This is a genomic window from Persicitalea sp. (assembly GCF_041751555.1).
In the GTDB taxonomy this organism is placed as follows: domain Bacteria; phylum Bacteroidota; class Bacteroidia; order Cytophagales; family Spirosomataceae; genus Persicitalea.
In genome coordinates, this window is sequence record NZ_JBGSXF010000300.1 from 1 (window position 1) to 21,417 (window position 21,417).

The window sequence follows — 21,417 nt, forward strand, 5'->3', positions numbered from 1 at the left end:
GGGATGGGACAAGCCCAACTCAGTCGCATCGCCACCCGGCAGATTTTGGCCGACTGGCAACAAAGCCAAATCCCCCTTTCCGACTGGCTGGCCGACATGGAAGTTGGATTACAGGAGGCACTTTCGCACGAAGGCATCACGGACAACGAACGTGGTTTTTGCTCCTTATTTCTGCGCTACGCGGGGCAAGAAACCGCTTTGGAAGTAGCTTACGAAGGCGAAAAGACAACCGAGAGTTTCCTGGAACAATACAAAGCCCTTTATGGCTATGTCCCGGACAATCGAGCTATCGAGCTGGAAAGTATTCGGCTGCAAGTCCAGGAAAAAGTCGATTTTTCAATTTCCGAACCAGCGACCGCGGAACCAATTCCCGCTCAGTCTGACAGGACGATCAAAGTACCCTTCGACTCGGATAAAACGTACGCGGTCTATCGCTGGGCCGACTTGGCACCAGGGCAAATCGCTACTGGTCCATGCATCATCACCGCGCAAAGCTCGACAACCTTCGTGCCGCCCGATTGGGAATTTGCCATGCAGCCGAGTCTAGATCTGATTTTGACCCACAATAAAGAAAATGATCAGCTAATTGACGCGCCCCAACCTGAGGAGATCGAGTTGGAACTATTCACCAATCGCTTCTATGCCATCGCGGAGGAAATGGGGGCGCAATTGCAGCGCACTGCCTTCTCAGTTAACGTAAAAGAACGCCTGGATTTTTCCTGTGCCTTGCTGGATGCCGATGCCGAGTTGCTGGTCAACGCGCCGCACATTCCGGTACATTTGGGTAGTTTGGGTTTGTGCACTCGGCTGGTGAGGGACAAAATCGACATCAGGCCGGGCGATGTCGTCATTACCAATCACCCCAAATACGGCGGTTCACACTTGCCCGACGTGACTTTACTGGCCGGAGTCTTCACCGAGGATCGAACTTTGGTGGGTTACGTCATCAACCGGGCGCACCACGCCGAAATAGGCGGCAGTCGTCCCGGTTCTATGCCGCCGGACGCTAAATTCTTGTACGAGGAAGGCGTCGCCATTCTGCCGCAATATCTGATCAAAGCGGGCGAACCGCAATGGGAAACCATTCGACATCTTTTCAATGATGGCCCCTACCCCACCCGGATGTGGTCCGAAAACGAGGCGGACATCGTGGCTGCGCTGTCTTCTTTGCGCAAGGGACAGGAAGATTTATTGAAACTTGTGGCGCGTTTTAGTTTGGAGAAGGTTCATTATTATATGAATAAACTCAAAATCAACGCCCAGGAGCAACTGCAAATCGCGCTGGAGCCTTATCTCGATAAAAAAATAAATGCCTCGGAGTTTCTGGATGATGGCTATCGGATTTCGGTGAGTGTGGAGGTAAAGTCGGAAGAGTTAATTTTTGATTTCGTGGGTACTTCTGATGTTCACCCGCATAATCTCAATGCCAATTTGAGTATCATCCACAGCGCAATTTTGTACGTATTGCGGTTGCTGGTCAACAAAGAAATTCCGCTCAACGACGGATTGATGAAGCAGGTAAAGATTCTGCTTCCTGAAAACTCCCTGCTACATCCACAATTTGAGGATGATCCCCGACGATGTCCGGCCGTGGTGGGTGGCAACACCGAAGTGAGCCAACGGTTGGTAGATACCTTGTTGAAAGCTTTTGAATTGGCCGCTTGTAGCCAGGGAACGATGAACAACTTTCTTTTTGGAAACGCTAATCTCGGCTATTACGAAACTATCGGCGGTGGCGTAGGTGCGGGCAACGGTTTTGCCGGACGCTCGGGCGTGCATCAGCACATGACCAATACCCGCATCACCGACGCCGAAGAACTGGAACGCCGCTACCCCGTTCGGGTACGGCAGTTTGGCATTCGTCCTAATTCGGGCGGAAAGGGCAAATGGCGTGGCGGCGACGGAATCGTGCGCGAAATCGAATTTCTGGATAATCTGGACATAACGCTGTTGACCCAACATCGTTACTTTGCTCCATACGGACTGGCGGGAGGCAATAGTGGACAAACCGCCGATGAGACCATTCTTCGGGCTAATGGTAAAATCGAAAAATTCCCAGGTACCTGTAGCGTAGCCGTCAGTAAAGGCGACCGCCTCCGCATTGAGACGCCGGGTGGCGGCGGGTACGGGGAGGTTGTTTAATTTTGAATGAGTGATGGGGTCGCCCGTGCGATGCTAGAGTACTATTTTCCAAATTTCCCATATCCACTCAACTACTCATTCACACATTCTATCATTCAAAATTGATTGAAAAATGCCCCAGAGCACAGCCAAAAACCTCAATAAACGCCTGGATGTCGATTTTGCGATAAAAGCCGCTCAACTGGGCGTCTGGGAACTAGATCCGGCCACGAATCTAGTCATCTGGGACGATCGGTGTCGGGAGCTCTTCGGGGTGATCGAGCGCAATACTTTGCCCTACGAGGAAGCCCTCAACTACATCCATCCCGAAGATGCGAGTCGGGTGGACAAAGCCGTGAAAACAGCCATGAAAGCCGAATCGGGCGGTTCGTACGATGAAACCTACCGTACTACCGGGGTAGAAGACGGGAAACTCCGCTGGGCGCGTTTCATTGGCCAAAGCTATTTCGACGAATCGGGCAAAGCTTACCGATTTGCGGGTATCGCGCAGGAACTGACGCTGGAAATGGAAGCGCGGCAAAGGGAACAGGCTCTGACCGAAGGCCGGGAGCGTGAGCGGCAACAGAAAGAAAAACTTCTGGCCGCCGTGGTGGCGAGCGAAAATCGTTTTCAGCATCTGATTCGGCAGGCCCCCGTCGCCATTGCTTTGTTCGACGGCCCCGAGTTCGTCATCGAACTGGCCAACGAGCGGGTCCTGGAATTCTGGGGGCGCACCCGCGAACAGGTGATGCATAAGCCGCTGTTCGAGGCGCTGCCCGAAGCCAGCGGCCAGGGTTTCGAGGAGTTGCTGACCGAAGTGTTCAACACCGGCAACCCGTTCTACTCCCCGGAAATGCCCGTTCAACTTTTCCGAAACGGGCAAATGGAACAAACGTACATTGATTTTGTCTATGAACCTTACTATGACGCCGAAGAAAAAATTACTGGCATCATGGTCGTGGCCAACGAGATTACGCAACAGGTGATGTCTCGCCAACACATCGAAGCCAGCGAGTCGAGATACCGCCAGCTTTCGGAAGATTTGGACGAGCGCGTCCAGCAGCGTACTCAGGAACTCGATGAGATGAACCGCGACTTGATCCGCTCCAACCAAAATTTGGAGAAATTCGCCTACATCGCCAGCCACGATTTGCAGGAACCTCTGCGCAAGATTCAGGCTTTCGGCGACCTGCTCAAATCGCAGCATGCCGACAACCTGGGCAAGGGGCTGGATTATTTGCAGCGGATGCAGTCATCAGCCAGCCGGATGTCAATTTTGATTACCGATCTGCTGACCTATTCCCGAATTTCGACCCGCCAGCAGGCCGCCAGTACCGTTCCACTTTCCCTCACGCTGAGCCAGGTTCTGGAAAACTTATCCCTGACCGTGGCCGAAACAAAGGCTCAAGTGACGCTAAGCGAACTCCCTGTGATACAGGGAGATCCTACTCAGTTGGGCCAGCTTTTCCAAAACCTGCTGTCTAACGCGTTGAAATTTAGGCAAAAAACTGAGGAAGGAAAATTACTGAACCCGGTCGTGACGATTCGTTCCGAAGAGGTGTTGGCCCGCGACCTGCCATCCGGCACCAAGCCATCGCGACAAGCCCATCAATATCATCGAATCGATGTGACGGACGAAGGCATCGGTTTCGATGATAAATACACCGACCGCATTTTTCAGGTCTTCCAGCGTCTGCACGGCAAGAGCGATTACCCCGGCACGGGCGTCGGCCTGGCCATCTGCGAGAAAGTGGCCCTCAATCACGGTGGAGCCATTTCAGTCGTCAGCCAACCAGGCCAGGGGTCGACTTTCAGTGTGTTTTTGCCGAAAACATAGTTGACTGTCGGTCAACGGTCAACGGTCAACGGTCAACGGTCAACGGTCAACGGTCAACGGGAAGTCATTCGTCAAATGTAAAGTTCACAAATCAACTTTTATTAAACGATTACGTTAATCGACAAATCAACACTTTTTGAAATCTCTCTCCCTTAGTAAAGGCTTTTCCCGGATGTTGTTCTGGTCGGTCATTTCGGCGGCCTTCATTGGTCCCGGCACCGTCACGACCTGCTCACTGGCGGGGGTCAGTTTTGGTACCTCCCTGCTTTGGGCGTTGACTTTTTCTACGCTTGCCACCATTGTTTTGCAGGAAACCGCAGCACGGGTCACGCTGGCATCGGGGAAGAGTCTGGGAGAAATTATGTTGCAGCGCCACGGAACTGGTGGCATGTGGATCAGCCGAATGCTTGCGGGAGGTGTCGTTCTGGGCTGCGCGGCTTACGAAGCGGGAAACTTGCTGGGTGCGGTGGCGGGGTTAAGGTTATTGGCCGATGTACCCAATTGGCTGCTGAGTCTCTGCATCGGGATGGGAGCGTACCTCTTGCTGGCTATTCGTAGCATTTCGTTGCTTACCCGACTTCTGGGTTTACTTGTCTTCGTTTTGGGTTTTGCCTTTATCCTGGTGAGCATCCAGGCTTTTCAAAACCCCGTTCAAATTTTGAATAACAGTGTAATCCCCAACTTTCCCGTTAACTCCGCACTGATTATTACCGGATTGGTCGGCACGACCATTGTTCCCTATAATTTATTTCTCGGTTCAGGCATTGGTCAAGGCCAGAGCATTTACGAAATGCGGCAGGGAATTATTTTAGCCGTTATGATCGGGGGTTTGATCTCAATGTCGATTCTGCTGGCCGGAACGCTCATCGAAGGTGAATTTTCTTTTCAAAATGCCGCGCTCGTTTTGGGGCAAAGACTGGGGAAGTCCGGAGAGGTTTTGTATGCTATCGGACTATTTGGGGCGGGTTTCACCTCTGTGGTAACGGCTGCCTTCGCGGCTTCGATTGCGGCCAAATCTTTGCTTGCCATTGATGAGAAGCAAACGGCTTACGTTTGGAAGAGTGTTCTGGGAATCGGAATTATTTTTGGAATTGCTCAATTCAAACCGATTCCTGTCATCCTGGCTGCGCAAATTGCCAATGGTCTGCTTTTGCCGTTCGTGACCTGGCAATTGTTCAGGTGCGTTAACGACAAAGGGCTGCTGCCGGAGAGGTATGTCAACTCCTTGGCTCAGAACGTTTTTTTGCTGCTGATATTTCTGGTGACGCTGGTTTTGGGAGGGAATAGTATTTGGAAGGCCGTGTTTTAATGAGGTACGGGCGTCCCGCCCGTTTTGAAAATTATTTTCATCAACGGGCGGGACGTCCGTACCTCATCACCAGCGCCAGCCCGCCTTCACGCCAACCCATTGCGTCCGCTTGGGGGCGGCGTTGTAGTAGCGAGTCCCAAAAGCATTCAAATCGTAGCCCAGGCTGTAAATCTCCGCCGAAACAAAGTCAGCCGAGGCCGACAGTTCGGAATAAAAATGATTACCCCAATTCTTTTTCCACGTCAGACGCAGGAGCAATTGATCGTAGGCAGGTGCTTCCACTGTATTAGCATCGTTCAGAAAAACCTTACCCGCGTGCTGGTACGTTGCATAAGCCGCAACACCGCCTTTCAAGAAAATGTCGAGTCCCGTATTTTGGGTAAAACTTGGGATGCCTGGCAATCTGTTGCCACCCAGATCATTCGTTCCTTGTCGATAGTCATTGAAATGATAGTTCGTAGCCGTTCCAGCATTCCATATTTTAATATCCCGCAGTAATCCGGCTCCTCGCAGCAGGTCGTAGTCCACTCTCCACTCGATACCTTTCTGGTCGGTTTGTCCAGCGTTGATAAAAAATTCCGCCCCCTGCTCGTCTGACCGGCGAACAATAGTTTCTTTAAGAGAGAATTGGTAGGCTGTCACATCCAGCCGCAGCCTGTCCCCTACTCGGCGAAGAGAAACCTCCCGGTTGAGCCCGAGCTCAGGTTGCAAATCAGTGCGAAAGCCGCCCGCCGAGGGGCGCACTTCCTGCAAAGTGGGCGGTGAGTATCCAGAACTTAGTGATGCTGTCAGCGACCAGTTTCGACCAAAAATCTGGTTAGCCGCGATTCGGGGGCTTACCACATTGTCGAATTTGCGCTGCTCTCTGGAAAAGGGCGTTGGAAAAAACCGCTCATAGCCGTAGCGGTTCGCATTCACACTCGCTCCGGCGTTCAGGGTAAGCGATTGCAAAAGTTTGACTTCGGCTTGGGTGAAGACCGTCAACGCAGTGCTGCGGACATCTTCTGAGGTTTGAAAACCGCTCGGCGTTCCTTTGTCATTATTATAGTTCCGCTGCGCCGACTTACCGTACTGCCACTCGAAACCACTCGTCCATTGGAAGTTGGTGTTAGCGAAATTTTTGGAAAAAGTCCAGACATTCCTTCCCCCAAACCCCAATTCACTGCGCTTTTCATAATTGGTGATGAATGGGTTAGCAAAGTCATTTGTCGTCACATACAGCGAGAGTGATTGATCCCAATGCGCCGACAGGTTTAGTTTGTGTTGGACACCGAAGAGGGAGTATTTCGTATAAATACCCGCATTCTGCGTTTCGCTACCCGGCAGCGTCGGCGTGGGTTGCCGAGCCAAAGTCGGGTCGCGTTGGTATTGGGCGAGGTTAATGCCGCCCGGTGTTTGGTATTGAAGGTCGGAGTATATACCTAACAGCGATAGCGTGGCTTTGTCGCTTAACCTGGAAGTTGAATTGAATTGAAAAACATCGCGTACCATCGCACTGTGCTGGCGGTAGCCGTCCTGTTGCTGGTGTCCGTAGCGAACCGATACATCGCCAATAATGACTTCCGTGTTACGACTTTGAAAACCGTAGCTGCCGAAACCAACCGCCTGCTCTACTTTATTCTCGGCATTCCGGGCAGCCGTAGATAGCAGAACTACGCCACCCGTTCCCGCGCCATACACGCTGCTGCCGGGACCTTTAATGATTTCCATGCGTCCCACTGAGGCGTAATCCAGCGAATTGAGCGGTGTGTTACCGTTCGCATCAGTCAGCGGAATCCCGTTCCAGTAGAATTTGACATTCCTGACCCCAAACGGTGATCGCAGCAAACTACCCCGTACCGAAAAGCGGTAACTACCCGGTGATCGCTCTTCCATCCTGACACCCGGTACGGAGTTGACAGCGTTAGTAAAAGTTGTGGTAGAGTAACGTTCCAACGTCCTCGGACTAATGACTCCTACCGAGGCGGTCGTTTCCAACACATTCCGCCGCGACTCGAAGGCGTTGACCGTAATTTCTTCGAGTTGGTTGGTGCGAAGGGTGTCTTGCGCCCTTGTCGTTAAGGAGGGAAGGATGATGCAGGCTAAGAGAAAAGTGTATTGAGTGGTTTTCAAGGTTGGTTCCAATGTTTCAGTTATAGTCAAATCCTTACAAGAGCTTTAATAATTTGAAGAACTGAGTTTTCACCAAACGTTCTAGAAATTAAATATTTAATGAAAAGAGACCCCGAAATATTGATCGAGGTCTCTTAATATTGTGAATTTTAAAAAAATTAGCTATTGACGCCCACAAATTGCTTTACGCCCCCACAGTTGCCCGAATGATGTTTAAGGCCGAACCTGCTTTAAACCACTCGATTTGCTGTTGGTTGTAAGTGTGGTTTACCGGGAATTCTTCAGACGTGCCGTCGGCGTGGTGAAGTTTGATTGTGAGTTGCTTGCCTGGGGTAAACTCAGTCAGACCCAGGATATCGATCGTATCGTCTTCCAGCACTTTGTCGTAGTCGGCCGTGTTGGCGAAAGTCAGGCCGAGCATTCCCTGCTTTTTCAAGTTCGTTTCATGGATACGGGCAAATGACTTCACGATAATCGCCCGGACACCCAGGAATCGTGGTTCCATAGCGGCATGTTCACGCGACGACCCTTCTCCGTAGTTTTCGTCGCCTACGACCACCGTGCCAATGCCCTGGGCCTTATATATCCGTTGTGTGGCGGGTACTTCTCCGTATTCGCCCGTCAATTGATTCTTAACCGTGTTCGATTTGTCGTTGAAGTAGTTGATCGCGCCGATGAGCATATTGTTGGAAATATTGTCCAAATGCCCGCGGTACTTCAACCAGGGTCCTGCCATCGAAATGTGGTCGGTCGTACATTTTCCTTTGGCTTTGATCAATAACTTTAAGCCTGTGAGGTCGGCGCCTTGCCAGGCTTTGAAAGGTTCCAGTATTTGCAGACGATCCGATTCAGGATCGACTTTCACCTGTACCTGACTGCCATCTTCGGCGGGTGATTGGTAGCCGGCATCCTCCACATCGAAGCCCTGGATAGGTAGTTCGATGCCGCGCGGTTCGTCCAACATCACCTCCTGGCCGTCTTCATTCATTAACTTGTCCGTCATCGGGTTGAACTTCAGATCGCCAGCAATGGCGAAGGCCGTTACGATTTCGGGTGAAGCCACGAAAGCATGGGTGCTGATGTTACCGTCATTGCGCTTAGCAAAATTCCGGTTGAAAGAAGTGATAATCGAGTTTTTGCGCGAAGGGTCGTCCATGTGCCGTGCCCACTGCCCAATGCACGGTCCGCAAGCATTAGCCAGTACCACGCCGCCGATTTTCTCGAAAGTATCCAGGATGCCATCGCGCTCTGCGGTGAAGCGCACCATTTCAGAACCGGGTGTGATCGTAAATTCGGCTTTTGCCTTGATGTTTTTTCTGGATGCTTGACCAGCAACCGAGGCGGCACGGGTCATGTCCTCGTAGGAAGAGTTAGTGCAGGAACCAATCAAGCCAACTTCCAGCCGCTCGGGCCACTCGTTTTCAACGACGGCCTTCGCAAATTTCGATAGCGGCCACGCCAAATCGGGCGTAAAGGGTCCATTAATGTGTGGTTCCAACGTCGAAAGGTCGAGTTCGATGACCTGATCGTAATATTCTTCAGGATTTTCGTATACCTCCTCGTCGGCCCGCAAGTGTTCGCGCACCTCGTCGGCAGCTTCAGCAATATCGGCCCGCTCCGTGGAGCGCAGGTACTCGGCCATTTTTTCGTCGTAGGTAAACAGCGATGTAGTTGCACCGATTTCGGCCCCCATGTTGCAGATCGTGCCTTTACCCGTGCAGGACAAACTTTCAGCACCGGGGCCAAAGTACTCGACCACGTATCCTGTTCCGCCTTTCACAGTGAGCTGTCCCGCTACCCATAGAATCACGTCCTTGGCCGATGTCCAGCCCGAGAGTTTTCCAGTCAGTTTAATACCGATCAGGCGCGGCATTTTCAGTTCCCAAGCCAAGCCCGACATCACATCACTGGCGTCGGCACCGCCCACACCAATGGCGATCATACCCAAACCACCTGCGTTAGGTGTGTGCGAATCGGTCCCGATCATCATCCCACCGGGAAAGGCGTAGTTTTCCAAGACTACCTGGTGAATGATGCCCGCACCGGGCTTCCAAAACCCCAGGCCGTATTTATCAGACACAGACGAGAGGAAGTCATAAACTTCTTTGTTCCGGCTTTTTGCAACTTCCAGATCCTTATCGGCCCCCACTTCCGCCTGAATCAGGTGGTCGCAATGGACGGTCGAAGGCACAGCTACCTGCGGGCGCCCCGCCTGCATAAACTGCAATAGTGCCATCTGGGCGGTGGCGTCCTGCATGGCAACGCGATCAGGGGCAAAGTCCACGTAGGCTTTGCCGCGCTCATAAATCTGCGTGGCGGTGCCTTCCCAGAGGTGGGAGTATAATATTTTTTCGGCTTGAGTAAGGGGACGACCTACAACTTTGCGGGCGGCGGCGATGCGTTGCTCCATGCGGGCATATACGCCCTTAATCATGTCTAAGTCAAATGCCATAAGGTTGGTTTTGCTGCTTTTTAATGGATAGTTTTCTTGAAAGCTTAAAAGTACGGATTTTTGGCGATTTTGTGGCAATGATTGCTTTCTAAAAACCAAATTTAAAAGCCCCATAAATACTCATAACGACGATTTATGAAGCTTGAAATGAACCTTTCACCCAGGATTCTTGCTAAATAAGAGTCCAAAATGAGGGTTCAAATGGTGGCAGTTTATCCCCAATCAATTTCTTGCCAGGTTTAAGTTTTGCGAGAAACTCCTCTATATTTGACACTTATTCAACACCATATAACTAAATACCAACCTACCCTGCTATGTCAAAAAATCTGGTGATCGTAGAGTCGCCGGCGAAGGCCAAAACCATAGAAAAATATTTAGGTGCCGATTTTACTGTTATGTCCAGCTATGGCCACGTTCGGGACTTACCCGCCAAGGATATGGGCGTGGATACCGAAAACGGCTATGAGCCTGTATATGAAGTTTCGAGTGATAAAGTTAAAGTAATTAATGATTTAAAGAAATTTGCCAAAGGCTCTGAAGTGTGGTTAGCGACGGACGACGACCGTGAAGGCGAAGCCATATCGTGGCATCTGAAGGAAGCACTCGGCTTGCCGGACGCGACTAAGCGAATTGTGTTTCGTGAAATCACTAAATCCGCTCTTCAATTAGCCATTAGCAAACCACGCACCATCGACATCGACCTGGTCAACGCCCAACAGGCGCGGCGCATTCTCGACCGTCTTGTAGGATACGAACTTTCCCCAGTTCTGTGGAAAAAAATCCGCATCGGAAAATCCTCGCTTTCCGCCGGGCGCGTGCAGTCGGTGGCGGTGCGGGTCGTGGTAGATCGCGAGCGTGAAATCGAAGCTTTCAATTCTAAAAGCAGCTATAAAATTACGGCGGTTTTTGATTTGGGAAATGGCAAAGAACTTAACGCTGAACTAGCCAAAAATTTTGAAAATCAGGAGCTTGCCGAAGAGTTTGTTAAGAAATGCGTGGGGGCGATTTTTCAAATAAAGAGCCTGGAAACCAAACCCGCCAAGAAAACCCCAGCAGCTCCATTTACGACCTCCACGCTTCAACAGGAAGCCTCGCGCAAGTTGAGTTTCTCGGTTTCGCAGACTATGACCGTCGCTCAGCGGCTTTACGAAGCGGGGAAAATTTCCTACATGCGGACGGACTCTACGAACCTGTCCGGCGAGGCCATGCAGAAGGCCAAAGATCAGATCAATAAAGAGTACGGCGCGGAGTATCATAAAGAGCGGGTTTTCAAAACAAAATCGGAGTCGGCGCAAGAGGCCCACGAAGCCATTCGGCCCACGGATTTCTCGACGCTGGTGGGCAGTCGCGACCGCAATGAACAGCGGCTCTACGAGTTGATTTGGAAACGCGCCATTGCCTCGCAAATGGCCGACGCCCAGTTAGAGCGAACGACGGCCACGATCGGCATTTCCACTACCTCTGAACAACTCGTTGCTCAGGGCGAAGTCATCAAGTTTGAAGGCTTCCTCAAAGTCTATCTGGAATCCAGCGATGACGAGGACGAGGAGCAAAAAGGGATGTTGCCTCCGCTCAACATCGACCAAAAGCTAGATTTGGACATCCTGAAAGCCACTGAGCGCTTTACCCGTAACCCGCCCCGCTATACAGAAGCTAGTCTGGTCAAAAAACTGGAAGAGATGGGAATCGGACGGCCTTCGACTTACGCCCCGACAATTTCGACAATCATTCGCCGCGAGTACGTGGTAAAAGAAGATCGGCAGGGACTAGAGCGGCAGTACACCGAGATCACGCTCAAAGACGACAAGGTTAACAAGCAGGAAAATACCGAAACGTATGGTAACGAAAAGGCTAAGCTTTTTCCTACAAGCGCAGGCATGATCGTGAATGATTTTTTGGTCGCTAATTTTGATGACATCGTCGATTTCTCCTTTACTGCCCATGTTGAGAAAGATTTTGACAACATTGCCGAAGGCAAGGTACAATGGCAGGATATGATCGATGGTTTCTATAAGAAATTTCACCAGAAAGTTACCATTGCCGAGGGAGAAGCAATTGATAAGAGCCTGACAACCCGTTTACTGGGCGAAGACCCCTCCACGGGCAAACCAATTAGCGCCCGTATTGGCCGTTATGGACCTTACGTACAAATAGGGGATGCCGAGGACGAAGAAAAGCCGAAGTTCGCTAGTTTGTTGAAAGGTCAGCTCATGGAAACAGTCACGCTGGAAGATGCGCTGGAATTGTTCAAACTACCCCGCGAAGTTGGTTTCTTTGAAGATATGGGTCTGGTCGTCAACATTGGTAAATATGGTCCGTATGTAAAGCATGATGGCAAATTCTACTCGCTCGAAAAAACTGATGACCCGATGGCCGTGACTACCGATCGGCTCGTCGAGATCATAGAAGCCAAACGCAAGCTAGACAGCAATCGCCTGATTCGGGAGTACGACGAAAACCCCGATGCCAAGGTTGTCAATGGTCGCTACGGGCCTTACATTACTTTTGGTAAACGCAACATCAAGATTCCAAAAGACATGGAGCCCGCTGAACTGACCTATGCCGATGTGCTAAAACTGGCCGAGGGTCAAGAGGATAAACCCGCGGCAAGAGGACGGAAGAAAGCAGCACCCAAAAAGAAGGCAGCGGCGAAGAAAGCTAAGAAAGCCTAATGAAAAAGCTAGTCGTTCTCTCAGGAGCGGGCATTAGTGCCGAGAGCGGAATTAAGACGTTCCGGGACAGCGGTGGCTTGTGGGAAGAGCACCGGGTGGAGGATGTCGCCACACCCGCAGCCTGGCGGCGCGATCCTGAGTTGGTGCTGAAATTTTACAACGAACGTCGTAAACAGGCAATGGACGTGGAGCCCAATCGAGCGCACCGCATTTTGGCTGAGTTGGAAGACTACTTTGACGTAACTATTATCACCCAAAACATCGACCACCTCCACGAGCGGGCGGGATCGAGAAAGGTAGTGCATCTGCACGGCGAACTGTTTAAGTCACGTAGCAGCTGCAATCCTAAATTGGTGTACGATATTGAAGGTTGGGAGCTCAAAACGGGTGATTTCTGCGCCGAAGGCAGTCAACTCCGCCCCCACATCGTCTGGTTCGGCGAACAAGTACCCATGATGACCGTGGCGACGCAAATCACTGAGGAAGCTGATATTTTTGTGGTTATCGGCACATCACTGGCCGTTTACCCGGCAGCGGGTTTGGTGTATTACGTGGATAAGGACGTCCCGATCTACTTAATTGACCCCGTTCAGCCGGATATTAATCTGAGTAAAAACATGACTTTCATTAAGGAGAAAGCGACGGTTGGCGCTGTGAAGCTGTTTGACAAGTTGGTAAAAGAAGTCTAGGGAATATGAGTTTTGAGTCTATGAGTTCAGGAGTTTTTCAGATGGATAAGAATGAAAAGGTTATCTTAAACAATGGCATTGAGATGCCTATTTTGGGGTTAGGTATTTACGCTCCTGGTGAGAAGAATGAAGTGCGCCAAGCCGTAGAATGGGCTATCGAGACGGGCTATCGTCTGATCGACACAGCTAGTGTGTATAAGAATGAGGAAGAAGTAGGACAGGGAATCATCGACAGCGGAATAAAGCGGGGGGAACTATTTATCACTTCCAAAGTTTGGGACGACGAGCAGGGATTTGATAGTACTTTACGTGCCTTCGATCGTAGTTCGGAACGTCTTCAGACCGATTACCTCGACCTGTATCTAGTACATTGGCCCGTCAGCAAGACGCGGAAAGAAACTTGGCTGGCATTGGAGAAATTATATGTTGAAAAGCGCGTGCGCGCCATCGGGGTATCCAATTATTACCAATCACATCTGGAAGAGCTTTTTGGCTACGCCTCTGTCATTCCGGCGGTCAATCAGTTTGAGCAAAGTCCTTTTCTCTATCTACCTGATCTGTTAAACTATTGTGATGAAAAGGCCATTCGACCCGAAGGATATGCGCCTTTGGTTAGAGGGAAACATGAAAACAATCCTACGCTGGTCGCTGTAGCCAACAATCATGGCAAATCTACTTATCAAGTTCTCATTCGCTGGGCATTGCAGCACGGCATCGTTACGATACCCAAGTCGACAAATCAGGAGCGCATCAAGGCGAATTTCGACGTCTGGGATTTTGTGATATCCCCCGCCGAAATGGATCAACTCAACAAACTTGATGCGGGTGTTCGCGTAGCGAATGATCCGAGCGAGTATTGATTTAGTCATAAGAAAAAGTTAGTACTCTTTTCCTCACTACTCATCATTCATCACTCCATAAATGCAACTCCTCGACGGGAAGGCTCTTTCCAATATTATTAAGGCTGAGATAAAAGAAGAAGTAGATGCCTGGATGGCTCAGGGCGGTAAGAAACCGCATCTGGCTGCGATATTGGTGGGCAACGACGGCGCAAGCGAAACTTACGTGGCTTCCAAAATCAGGAGTTGTGAGCAAGTCGGGTTTACTTCCACATTTGTGCGCTTGGCGGAAAGTACCAGCGAGGCGGATTTATTGAAAGAAGTTAGTAAACTTAACGAAAATACTGATGTGGACGGCTTTATTGTGCAATTGCCTTTGCCGAAACACATTTCCGAAAACACAATTATGGAAGCCATCGACCCCGCTAAAGATGTGGATGGGTTTCACCCCATTAATGTCGGACGGATGTGTAAAGGACTACCCGCGTATCTCTCAGCGACGCCCTTTGGGATTCTGGAAATGTTGGAACGCGCCAAAATCGAAACGACGGGCAAGCATTGCGTGGTCATCGGTCGCAGCCAAATCGTCGGCCTTCCCATGGCGATTCTGATGCAGCGCAATACCTACCCCGGCAACTGCACGGTAACGATTTGCCATAGCCGAACGCAGAACTTGAAGGAGATTTGCCAAACGGCAGATATTTTGGTAGTCGCGCTGGGCCGTCCCGAATTCGTAACTGCAGATTACGTGAAAGAAGGTACCGTCGTGATCGACGTAGGCATTACTCGCGTGGCTGACGATTCAAAAAAGAGCGGTTTCGCTTTAAAAGGAGACGTGATGTTCGACGAAGTTGCTCCAAAAAGTAGCCACATCACTCCCGTTCCGGGTGGAGTGGGACTCATGACAATTTGTGGATTGCTAACGAATACTTTAAAAGCAGCTCGGAAGGAGATTTACCAGTAGTTGCTTTACATAAAAAACCAAAAACTGCTGATGATTCGTTAGACTTCGAGTACTTTCTGCTTTTACTAATAATTTTGTCAATTAGTTGGTAATTGGTTCTAAATCAGCATGTCTTTAGTCAGCAATAACATCAAGTACCTGCGTCGGCTGAATGGCTTGACCCAGGAACAGTTCTCCCGAAAAATCGGCATAAAGCGCTCTCTACTTGGTGCTTATGAAGAAGCCCGCGCCAATCCCAACCTTACCAACCTGAAAAATATGGCCACCGCATTTGGCGTGTCGGTCGATCATTTGCTTAAAAATGATCTCAGGCGGTTACGAGAGACGCCTGATTTGGGCATTCCCTTCAACCCGGCCTTTAAGCCGATGGCACCGCTAATTAAGGATGATGCCCCCTCCGCTCCGCAGCCACTTTCGGCTATCGTAAATAAATTTCAGCCGCCTAAGCCGGCGTTACGTATGGTGGCTAAGCAAGTAGCCCTCAAACCCGTAAGACCTGAGAAATTTGAGCGTTCGGCCACCCCAATAACTCCGTTTACGGCAAACGCGCCTTTGACTTTCAACAACCACTACGAGGAAAATGGAGCAACTAAATCTGCTCCGCCGATAGAGGTAAAAGCACCACAACAAACCATTCAATGGGTGAAACGTGGTCAGGCGAACGAATACCTTGCCAACTACCAAGACACGGCTTTTCTGAATCGATTGCCCGTTTTCCAACTCCCCAACCTACCTTCGGGTCACTACCGCGCCTTTGAAGCAAGTGAAGATTTTAGCTTTCCAGGTGCTTTGCTGGTTGGTAGTTTCGTACGCAATTGGTACGAAATAAAGGACGGAACGCACTACGCATTACTGATAAAAAATACCGGTGTTATCAGCCGAAAGGTTTATAATCAAGTGAAGGCCAAAGGAATTCTTCTGCTCCGTTCGGATGACCCAAAGCGCAGCGATCTGGAACTTCCAATACGTGATGTACTGGAAGTTTGGGAGGTAAAATCTTTTGTCAGTCAAACGATGCCAGCGTCAAAGCCTTCGCACGAGAACCTCAAAAAAATTCTCGGAAACCTTCGCGATGAACTAAACCGCGACACTTCATCGGGCGGCTTCCTCTCCTAGCTGATCTAGTAGTTTCTTAATTCGGGGTAGCACTTCACTATCGGGCGCCGGTTCGACGAGCGTTTCGCCAAACTCGTACCAAAGACCATCACCCAAGCTTAGGTACTTTCCACTAAATTTTGGTACTTCCCGGGTGGCTTCTTCCGTGACAAAATCGGCCATAAAAACAGTTCCCATTACTTCTTGAGTCCACTTCCAGCCCAGTATTTTCGGTGGCTCGTCGTTTTGCTGCACCGAGAAAATGCGCTCGGCAAACGCGGCTCGACAATTTATTTTAGACTCGCCCAAGCGGTCGATATTTCGGTAGTCTAGCTTGAAGGGCTGCTCCTTTTCCGAAACTTCGTAAATGGCCTGCATGATTTCTTGCAGGAAATACTCAAAGTCAGCGATATTGGTCGGGAAATAACGTTCATCTCCGCTATTTTTATTCGGAAATACCAATTCGATATAATCCTCTGTATCATTGGTCTTGCGTTCAGGTCTGTAAGAGGTTTTTGACAGCAGCTTATCCAATTCCTTCTGCCAAACCGCCGACAGCTCACCCTTCCAGGCATAATCGCTATTCAACTCAAATCCTTCTTCCAGAATCGCTTCCTCTTCCAATTCATCACGATCGAGGTATTGATGATCGAAATCAGCCAGTAATCCTTCGTCTGCTTTGGTTAGCGTCAGAGTGAAGAAATAAGCGTACGGCGGTGGCGTAATTTCGGAAGTCTGAAATTTGATAATCAACATTTTCCAATCTGCGGGAAGTTTAGTCATTGGGAGTTTTTAAGTAGTTCTGAGCGGTTGCTTTTTTGTCGATTTTAGCGGTAGGTGTTCTTTTAAACTGTTCTGCAAAGTAAATAGCTTTCGGGATTTCGTAGCGTTTCACTCGGTCAGAGATTTTTGATAAAAGTATTTCCGTATTCAAAAAAGCAGCTTTCTCTTCCAGAAAAAGCACTAACTTCTGACCAAGCTTTTCGTCCGGTTCGTGCCAAGAAAAATAGTCGGTAGTTGCGTTCATTTCCTGCAAAATCTTTCCAACCATTTGATCCAACTTGTCTAACGAAATCTTGACACCGCCCGAATTTATAACCGAATCGGCGCGTCCTAACCAACGGAATGAGTTCGAGGAAGTAATTTCGACCAGGTCGTTGGTCTGAATGATCCTATTATCAGTTACTGCCCCGCAAATGTAGAGGCAGCTTCTTTCGTCGACACCAAATTCAATGCCTGGCATTACCTGATAATCTTCTTGCGACTCATCGCCGTTTAATCGTCGCAACGCTACGTGTGAGACAGTTTCCGTCATTCCATAACTTTGATACACAGGAACACCCAATGCCTGAATTTCTTGAAGGAGTACCTCGGAAACGGCTGCGCCCCCAAGCAGTATTTTTCCAAAGACCCCTACCCTGCCGTGGGTTTGTGCATCTTGCAATATGGCCGACATCTGCATAGGTACAAGCGCTACGAAATCAAAGGACGCCTCTTCTGGTACATCCAGTAAAGGATTGCTACCCGGCTTCACTGTAGTAATCAGCCATCCAAGTTCCAATCCCCTGACTAGCATCATCATGCCCGCGATGTAGTTCACGTTGAGGCAGACCAGGGCGTAAGTTCCTTCGAGTAGATTCAAGACTTGCCCGGTCAGGCGAGCGGAAGCGATCATCTGTGTACGGCTAAGGACAATTTCCTTTGGGGTACCCGTCGAGCCGGACGTTGTGATCGTGAAAGTTTTTCTTCCACTTAACCACGCTATGGCAAAATCATAGATCGACTTGAAGTAGGGATCGCTCGGAATTTCTTCCTGCAAAATCTTGTCTCGGTGGCTTGTCCAGCTATTCATGGCGACGATTTAAAACCCTAAGTTCGGAAATTGGTTTTAACTCAGCATAAACAATGCGTATTTTTGGCCGTTAAGCAGAGCTATGAACAACACACCACAACAAACGGGAGACGAAAAGATAGCCCGGAATCCTGGATTAATGGAATATGCCCACACGGTGGGCGGAGCAATAATCCGGCCCGACGACATGGGTAAGGTGAAGAGCCGGAGCCTGGTGGCCATGCGCCAGCAGACGGATATTCAACTGGCCCAATTGTACAAGCAGATGCAGCTTTTGGCCGAACAAGCCAAGCACATTGGCCAACGTGTGGAGGTATCGGAAAGAATTTATTCGGCTCAGATGAGCTTCGAGCCTTTAATTGGTAACACCTATTACCTTTACGAAAAAGCGGATGGCGGTGATGCCCTCTCGCTTGTTGGTCCCCAGGAATGGGGACGCAAGAAACCGTTCAAAGCTTTTATTGCTAAGGTCAATATGTTGGCCGATCATACCTGGGAGATTGAAGCTATTTGAAAGCCGTGAGTTATTCTTCCAATTTATAATGTTTAAAATTTGATAATGAACTACTGGATCGTCAAATCCGAACCCTTCAAATATTCGTGGGACGACTTCGTTCAAGAAAAGCGCGGTGTATGGGACGGCGTCAGGAACTACCAGGCCAGGAACAACTTGCAGGCCATGAAATTGGATGATCTCGTGCTTTTCTACCACAGTAACAAAGGCAAGGAGATTGTAGGTCTGGCTAAAATCGTGAAGGAACATTACCAAGACCCAACCACTGAAGACGAGCGGTGGGTAGTTGTAGATCTTGTACCGATCGAACTTTTTCCCAAGGCTGTTACTTTGGCACAGATCAAAGCCGACGACCGCCTGCAAAATATATCGCTGGTTCGGCAATCACGCCTCTCTGTCCTTCCCATCCGCGCTGAAGAATTTGATATTATCGTAGGATTAGCCCATGACTAAGCGCCTATTACGTTTGCGCACCGCTCTGTTCTTATCGTGGTTCGCCTTCATTTTCCACTCCGTATCGGCCCAGGAAACAAAAAGGGTCGAGCTTCCTATTCCCGACAAAAGCGAAACCTACCAGACCGTGCCACTTGGCGGACGAGGCGTTTTGCTCATCTCTCAATCGGGTCGTAATGCCTACAACGTACAGCTTTTCGACACCGACCTGGAACGGCGGTGGTCCATCGATGGAAACATTGAGAACAATCTTGACTATGTGGCCTCTACCTACGATGGTGGCTCAGTCTTCTTACTTTTCAGTCGATACCACAGTCCGATTTACCAGATCGTTAAAGTGAACATTGGTCCGGGCTTCGTCGAGACTTTTACGATCAACACGCTGGATCGCTTCGAAATTACCGATTTTAAGTCGTTAGGTTACGCCCTGTTTATGGCCGGGACGGTTCGCAACGAGCCCGTATTGATCCATACTAATTTACAATCGCAGCAAACCAAAATTCTACCCTCCGCCATTCGAGGTTCCAATGCCATTCAGTCGATTGAAGTCGACACGGTGCATCAGTTGGTCAACGTTAGTTTTGCGGTCAAGAGTCGCAAGGAAGTCAAGATTGTGGCCCATACCTATGATGCCTTGGGGCAATTGTATGGGCAGGTGATGGTGGAGCCAGAAGATGACTATTCATTTTTGAACGGAAAGCTGCAAATCCTGAATGACTCGGTAAAGCTCATGATAGGCACGTACGGGTATCGAAATATGCAGAATTCTAATAGCGCAGCTTCGCAGGGTATGTTCATCAGTAAAATCCTTTTTGACGAGGTTCAGTACACGCGTTACCATAGTTTTACGGATTTCGCCAATTTCTTTTCCTTCATGAACGAACGGCAACAGGAAAAAATGGAACGTCGTATAAAAAGAAAGAAAGATTCAGGCGCCGATTTGAAACTGAACTACCGTTTGCTCGTCCATGATATCATACCCAAAGGGGATCAATACGTGATGGTTTCTGAGGTTTTTTATCCCGAATACCGTAGCAACAACAACAATATCATGGGGATGAATTCATTTATGGGCAACCCGTTCATGTTCGGTTCTCCGTTTGGCCGGGGATTGTACAATCCGTACCTGTGGAATCCCTACTACGGGTCGCGGGGCGGCTACAATAATCAGATTTTCGACGGCTTCGTCTATACTCATGCTATCGTGGCCGACTTCGATAAAGACGGAAAACTACTCTGGGACAACAGCATCAGTTTCGATAACGTGAAGAGTATGGAGCTAAAGGAGAAAATCAACGTTATGGTATCCGAAGAAGGTCGCACACAACTAGTATACAGTAAGAACGGCGCGATCACCAGCAAAATTATCAAAGGGAAACAAGTAGTTGACAGCGGTAAAAGTGTAGAGTTACCTACCGGACTGGAAGGCGATAAGGTTCGCAAGACCTCTACCGACGACATAGATTTTTGGTACGACAACCACTACCTTGCTTGGGGCATTCAGCGCATAGTTAACCCCGCCGGGGATGTGCAGAGCCGGGGACGCCGCGATGTCTTTTATCTGAATAAAATAACATTCTGAGTTTGCTCCTCCTCACCCCTACCCAACATACCGATTACGAACTGATAGACTCGGGTGGCTTCGAAAAACTAGAGCGCTTTGGGGCTTACACGCTCATTCGTCCTGAACCGCAAGCGGTTTGGGACAAATCGCTGAGCGACGTCCAATGGAATGCCCGAGCTGACGCGGTATTTTCCCGCGACAAAAACTCGCAGGAGAAGGGCCAATGGCAGCTCAAAACCCGTATGCCCGAACGCTGGAATATGGTTTACGCAACACCGTTACTAGATTTACGGGCAAAACTCACGCTCTCCTCTTTCAAGCATGTTGGCATTTTTCCGGAACAAGCGGTAAACTGGGACTATATTGCCCATAAACTGAGTGTCATGCCCGTAGAAAAGCCTACCGTCCTGAATCTTTTTGCCTATACGGGCGTGGCCTCGCTGGCTGCCAAAGCGCATGAGGCCGACGTAACGCACGTGGATGCCGTAAAACCCGTCATCAATTGGTCGAGGGAAAATATGGAACTGAGCAGCCTCGACAACATTCGTTGGGTAGTTGAGGACGCGATGAAGTTCGTGAAGCGCGAAGTGAGGCGCGGCAAGAAATATAATGGACTCATTCTCGACCCGCCTGCTTACGGCCGTGGCCCCAACGGCGAAAAGTGGCTGCTCGAGGAGCAGATCAACGAACTGATTGGTCTTTGCGCGGAACTTCTGGCTAAAGAAAACCACTTCTTTATCATCAACTTGTATTCGCTTGGCTTTTCGTCACTTATTCTCGACAACCTGATTAATAGTCATTTCGGTCAGACTACTGGCTACGAGTCGGGAGAGCTCTTTCTGCAAGATTCATTTCGTAAGAAACTTCCACTGGGCGTATTTGCCCGGTTTTCGGATATTTCTACTTGAAAAAGGTTCTAAACCTTGATTTAACGGTGATGGACA

The 21,417-nt window shown here is 49.6% G+C and carries 16 protein-coding genes; 12 read left to right on the forward strand and 4 right to left on the reverse strand.

The window, feature by feature from the left end; genetic code table 11:
• The 3 genes from ACEW8P_RS10505 to ACEW8P_RS10515 all read left to right on the forward strand — a co-directional run.
• Positions 1-2,142 (forward strand): hydantoinase B/oxoprolinase family protein (locus ACEW8P_RS10505; RefSeq protein WP_373513036.1); only part of this gene is annotated, 2,142 nt, incomplete at its 5' end.
• Positions 2,143-2,254: 112 nt separating this feature from the next.
• A complete protein-coding gene (locus ACEW8P_RS10510; protein WP_373513037.1) occupies positions 2,255-3,958 on the forward strand; it encodes an ATP-binding protein in 1,704 nt (567 codons plus the stop codon).
• A 136-nt stretch (positions 3,959-4,094) separates the two neighbouring features.
• On the forward strand, positions 4,095-5,267 hold the full coding sequence (locus ACEW8P_RS10515) for an NRAMP family divalent metal transporter (RefSeq protein WP_373513038.1): 1,173 nt from the start codon (positions 4,095-4,097) through the stop codon (positions 5,265-5,267).
• Positions 5,268-5,333: 66 nt separating this feature from the next.
• Here ACEW8P_RS10515 and ACEW8P_RS10520 read toward each other — a convergent pair whose 3' ends face one another.
• Together ACEW8P_RS10520 and ACEW8P_RS10525 are read right to left on the reverse strand one after the other, a co-directional pair.
• Positions 5,334-7,379 carry a TonB-dependent receptor gene (locus ACEW8P_RS10520; protein ID WP_373513039.1) on the reverse strand — a complete coding sequence of 682 codons (2,046 nt, stop codon included), beginning with the start codon at positions 7,377-7,379 and terminating at the stop codon, positions 5,334-5,336.
• 184 nt (positions 7,380-7,563) lie between these two features.
• Entirely contained in the window at positions 7,564-9,831 is a 2,268-nt protein-coding gene (locus tag ACEW8P_RS10525; RefSeq protein ID WP_373513040.1) for an aconitate hydratase, read from the reverse strand.
• 314 nt (positions 9,832-10,145) lie between these two features.
• On the opposite strand from ACEW8P_RS10525, the gene topA reads away from it, so the two are divergent.
• From topA to ACEW8P_RS10550, 5 genes are all read left to right on the forward strand, one after another.
• Positions 10,146-12,503 carry a type I DNA topoisomerase gene (gene topA / locus ACEW8P_RS10530; protein WP_373513041.1) on the forward strand — a complete coding sequence of 786 codons (2,358 nt, stop codon included), beginning with the start codon at positions 10,146-10,148 and terminating at the stop codon, positions 12,501-12,503.
• Positions 12,503-13,192, forward strand: a complete 690-nt coding sequence (locus ACEW8P_RS10535; RefSeq protein ID WP_373513042.1) for an NAD-dependent deacylase — start codon at positions 12,503-12,505, stop codon at positions 13,190-13,192. Before topA ends, ACEW8P_RS10535 begins: the two co-directional genes overlap by 1 nt.
• A 5-nt stretch (positions 13,193-13,197) precedes the next feature.
• The gene (locus ACEW8P_RS10540; RefSeq protein ID WP_373513043.1) at positions 13,198-14,052 is read left to right on the forward strand and encodes an aldo/keto reductase; all 855 of its coding nucleotides are present in this window, start codon (positions 13,198-13,200) and stop codon (positions 14,050-14,052) included.
• Between the two features lie 61 nt (positions 14,053-14,113).
• On the forward strand, positions 14,114-14,995 hold the full coding sequence (locus tag ACEW8P_RS10545) for a bifunctional 5,10-methylenetetrahydrofolate dehydrogenase/5,10-methenyltetrahydrofolate cyclohydrolase (RefSeq protein ID WP_373513044.1): 882 nt from the start codon (positions 14,114-14,116) through the stop codon (positions 14,993-14,995).
• A gap of 108 nt (positions 14,996-15,103) precedes the next feature.
• The gene (locus ACEW8P_RS10550; protein WP_373513045.1) at positions 15,104-16,111 is read left to right on the forward strand and encodes a helix-turn-helix domain-containing protein; all 1,008 of its coding nucleotides are present in this window, start codon (positions 15,104-15,106) and stop codon (positions 16,109-16,111) included.
• Here the strand turns inward: ACEW8P_RS10550 and ACEW8P_RS10555 are convergent.
• The gene (locus tag ACEW8P_RS10555) at positions 16,088-16,873 is read right to left on the reverse strand and encodes a hypothetical protein (RefSeq protein ID WP_373513046.1); all 786 of its coding nucleotides are present in this window, start codon (positions 16,871-16,873) and stop codon (positions 16,088-16,090) included. The two genes, ACEW8P_RS10550 and ACEW8P_RS10555, sit on opposite strands and share 24 nt — an antisense overlap.
• Positions 16,866-17,942, reverse strand: coding sequence for an AMP-binding protein (locus tag ACEW8P_RS10560; protein ID WP_373513047.1), 1,077 nt, complete (start codon positions 17,940-17,942; stop codon positions 16,866-16,868). Before ACEW8P_RS10560 ends, ACEW8P_RS10555 begins: the two co-directional genes overlap by 8 nt.
• 82 nt (positions 17,943-18,024) lie before the next feature.
• On the opposite strand from ACEW8P_RS10560, the gene ACEW8P_RS10565 reads away from it, so the two are divergent.
• The 4 genes from ACEW8P_RS10565 to ACEW8P_RS10580 are packed head-to-tail and all read left to right on the forward strand — an operon-like array spanning position 18,025 to position 21,381.
• On the forward strand, positions 18,025-18,456 hold the full coding sequence (locus ACEW8P_RS10565; RefSeq protein ID WP_373513048.1) for a DUF2452 domain-containing protein: 432 nt from the start codon (positions 18,025-18,027) through the stop codon (positions 18,454-18,456).
• 45 nt (positions 18,457-18,501) lie between these two features.
• Entirely contained in the window at positions 18,502-18,909 is a 408-nt protein-coding gene (locus ACEW8P_RS10570) for an EVE domain-containing protein (RefSeq protein WP_373513049.1), read from the forward strand.
• The gene (locus tag ACEW8P_RS10575; RefSeq protein ID WP_373513050.1) at positions 18,902-20,491 is read left to right on the forward strand and encodes a hypothetical protein; all 1,590 of its coding nucleotides are present in this window, start codon (positions 18,902-18,904) and stop codon (positions 20,489-20,491) included. The genes ACEW8P_RS10570 and ACEW8P_RS10575 overlap by 8 nt, the downstream gene beginning before the upstream one ends.
• Positions 20,492-20,493: 2 nt before the next feature.
• Positions 20,494-21,381, forward strand: coding sequence for a class I SAM-dependent methyltransferase (locus ACEW8P_RS10580; protein WP_373513051.1), 888 nt, complete (start codon positions 20,494-20,496; stop codon positions 21,379-21,381).
• The last annotated feature ends 36 nt before the right edge of the window (positions 21,382-21,417 follow it).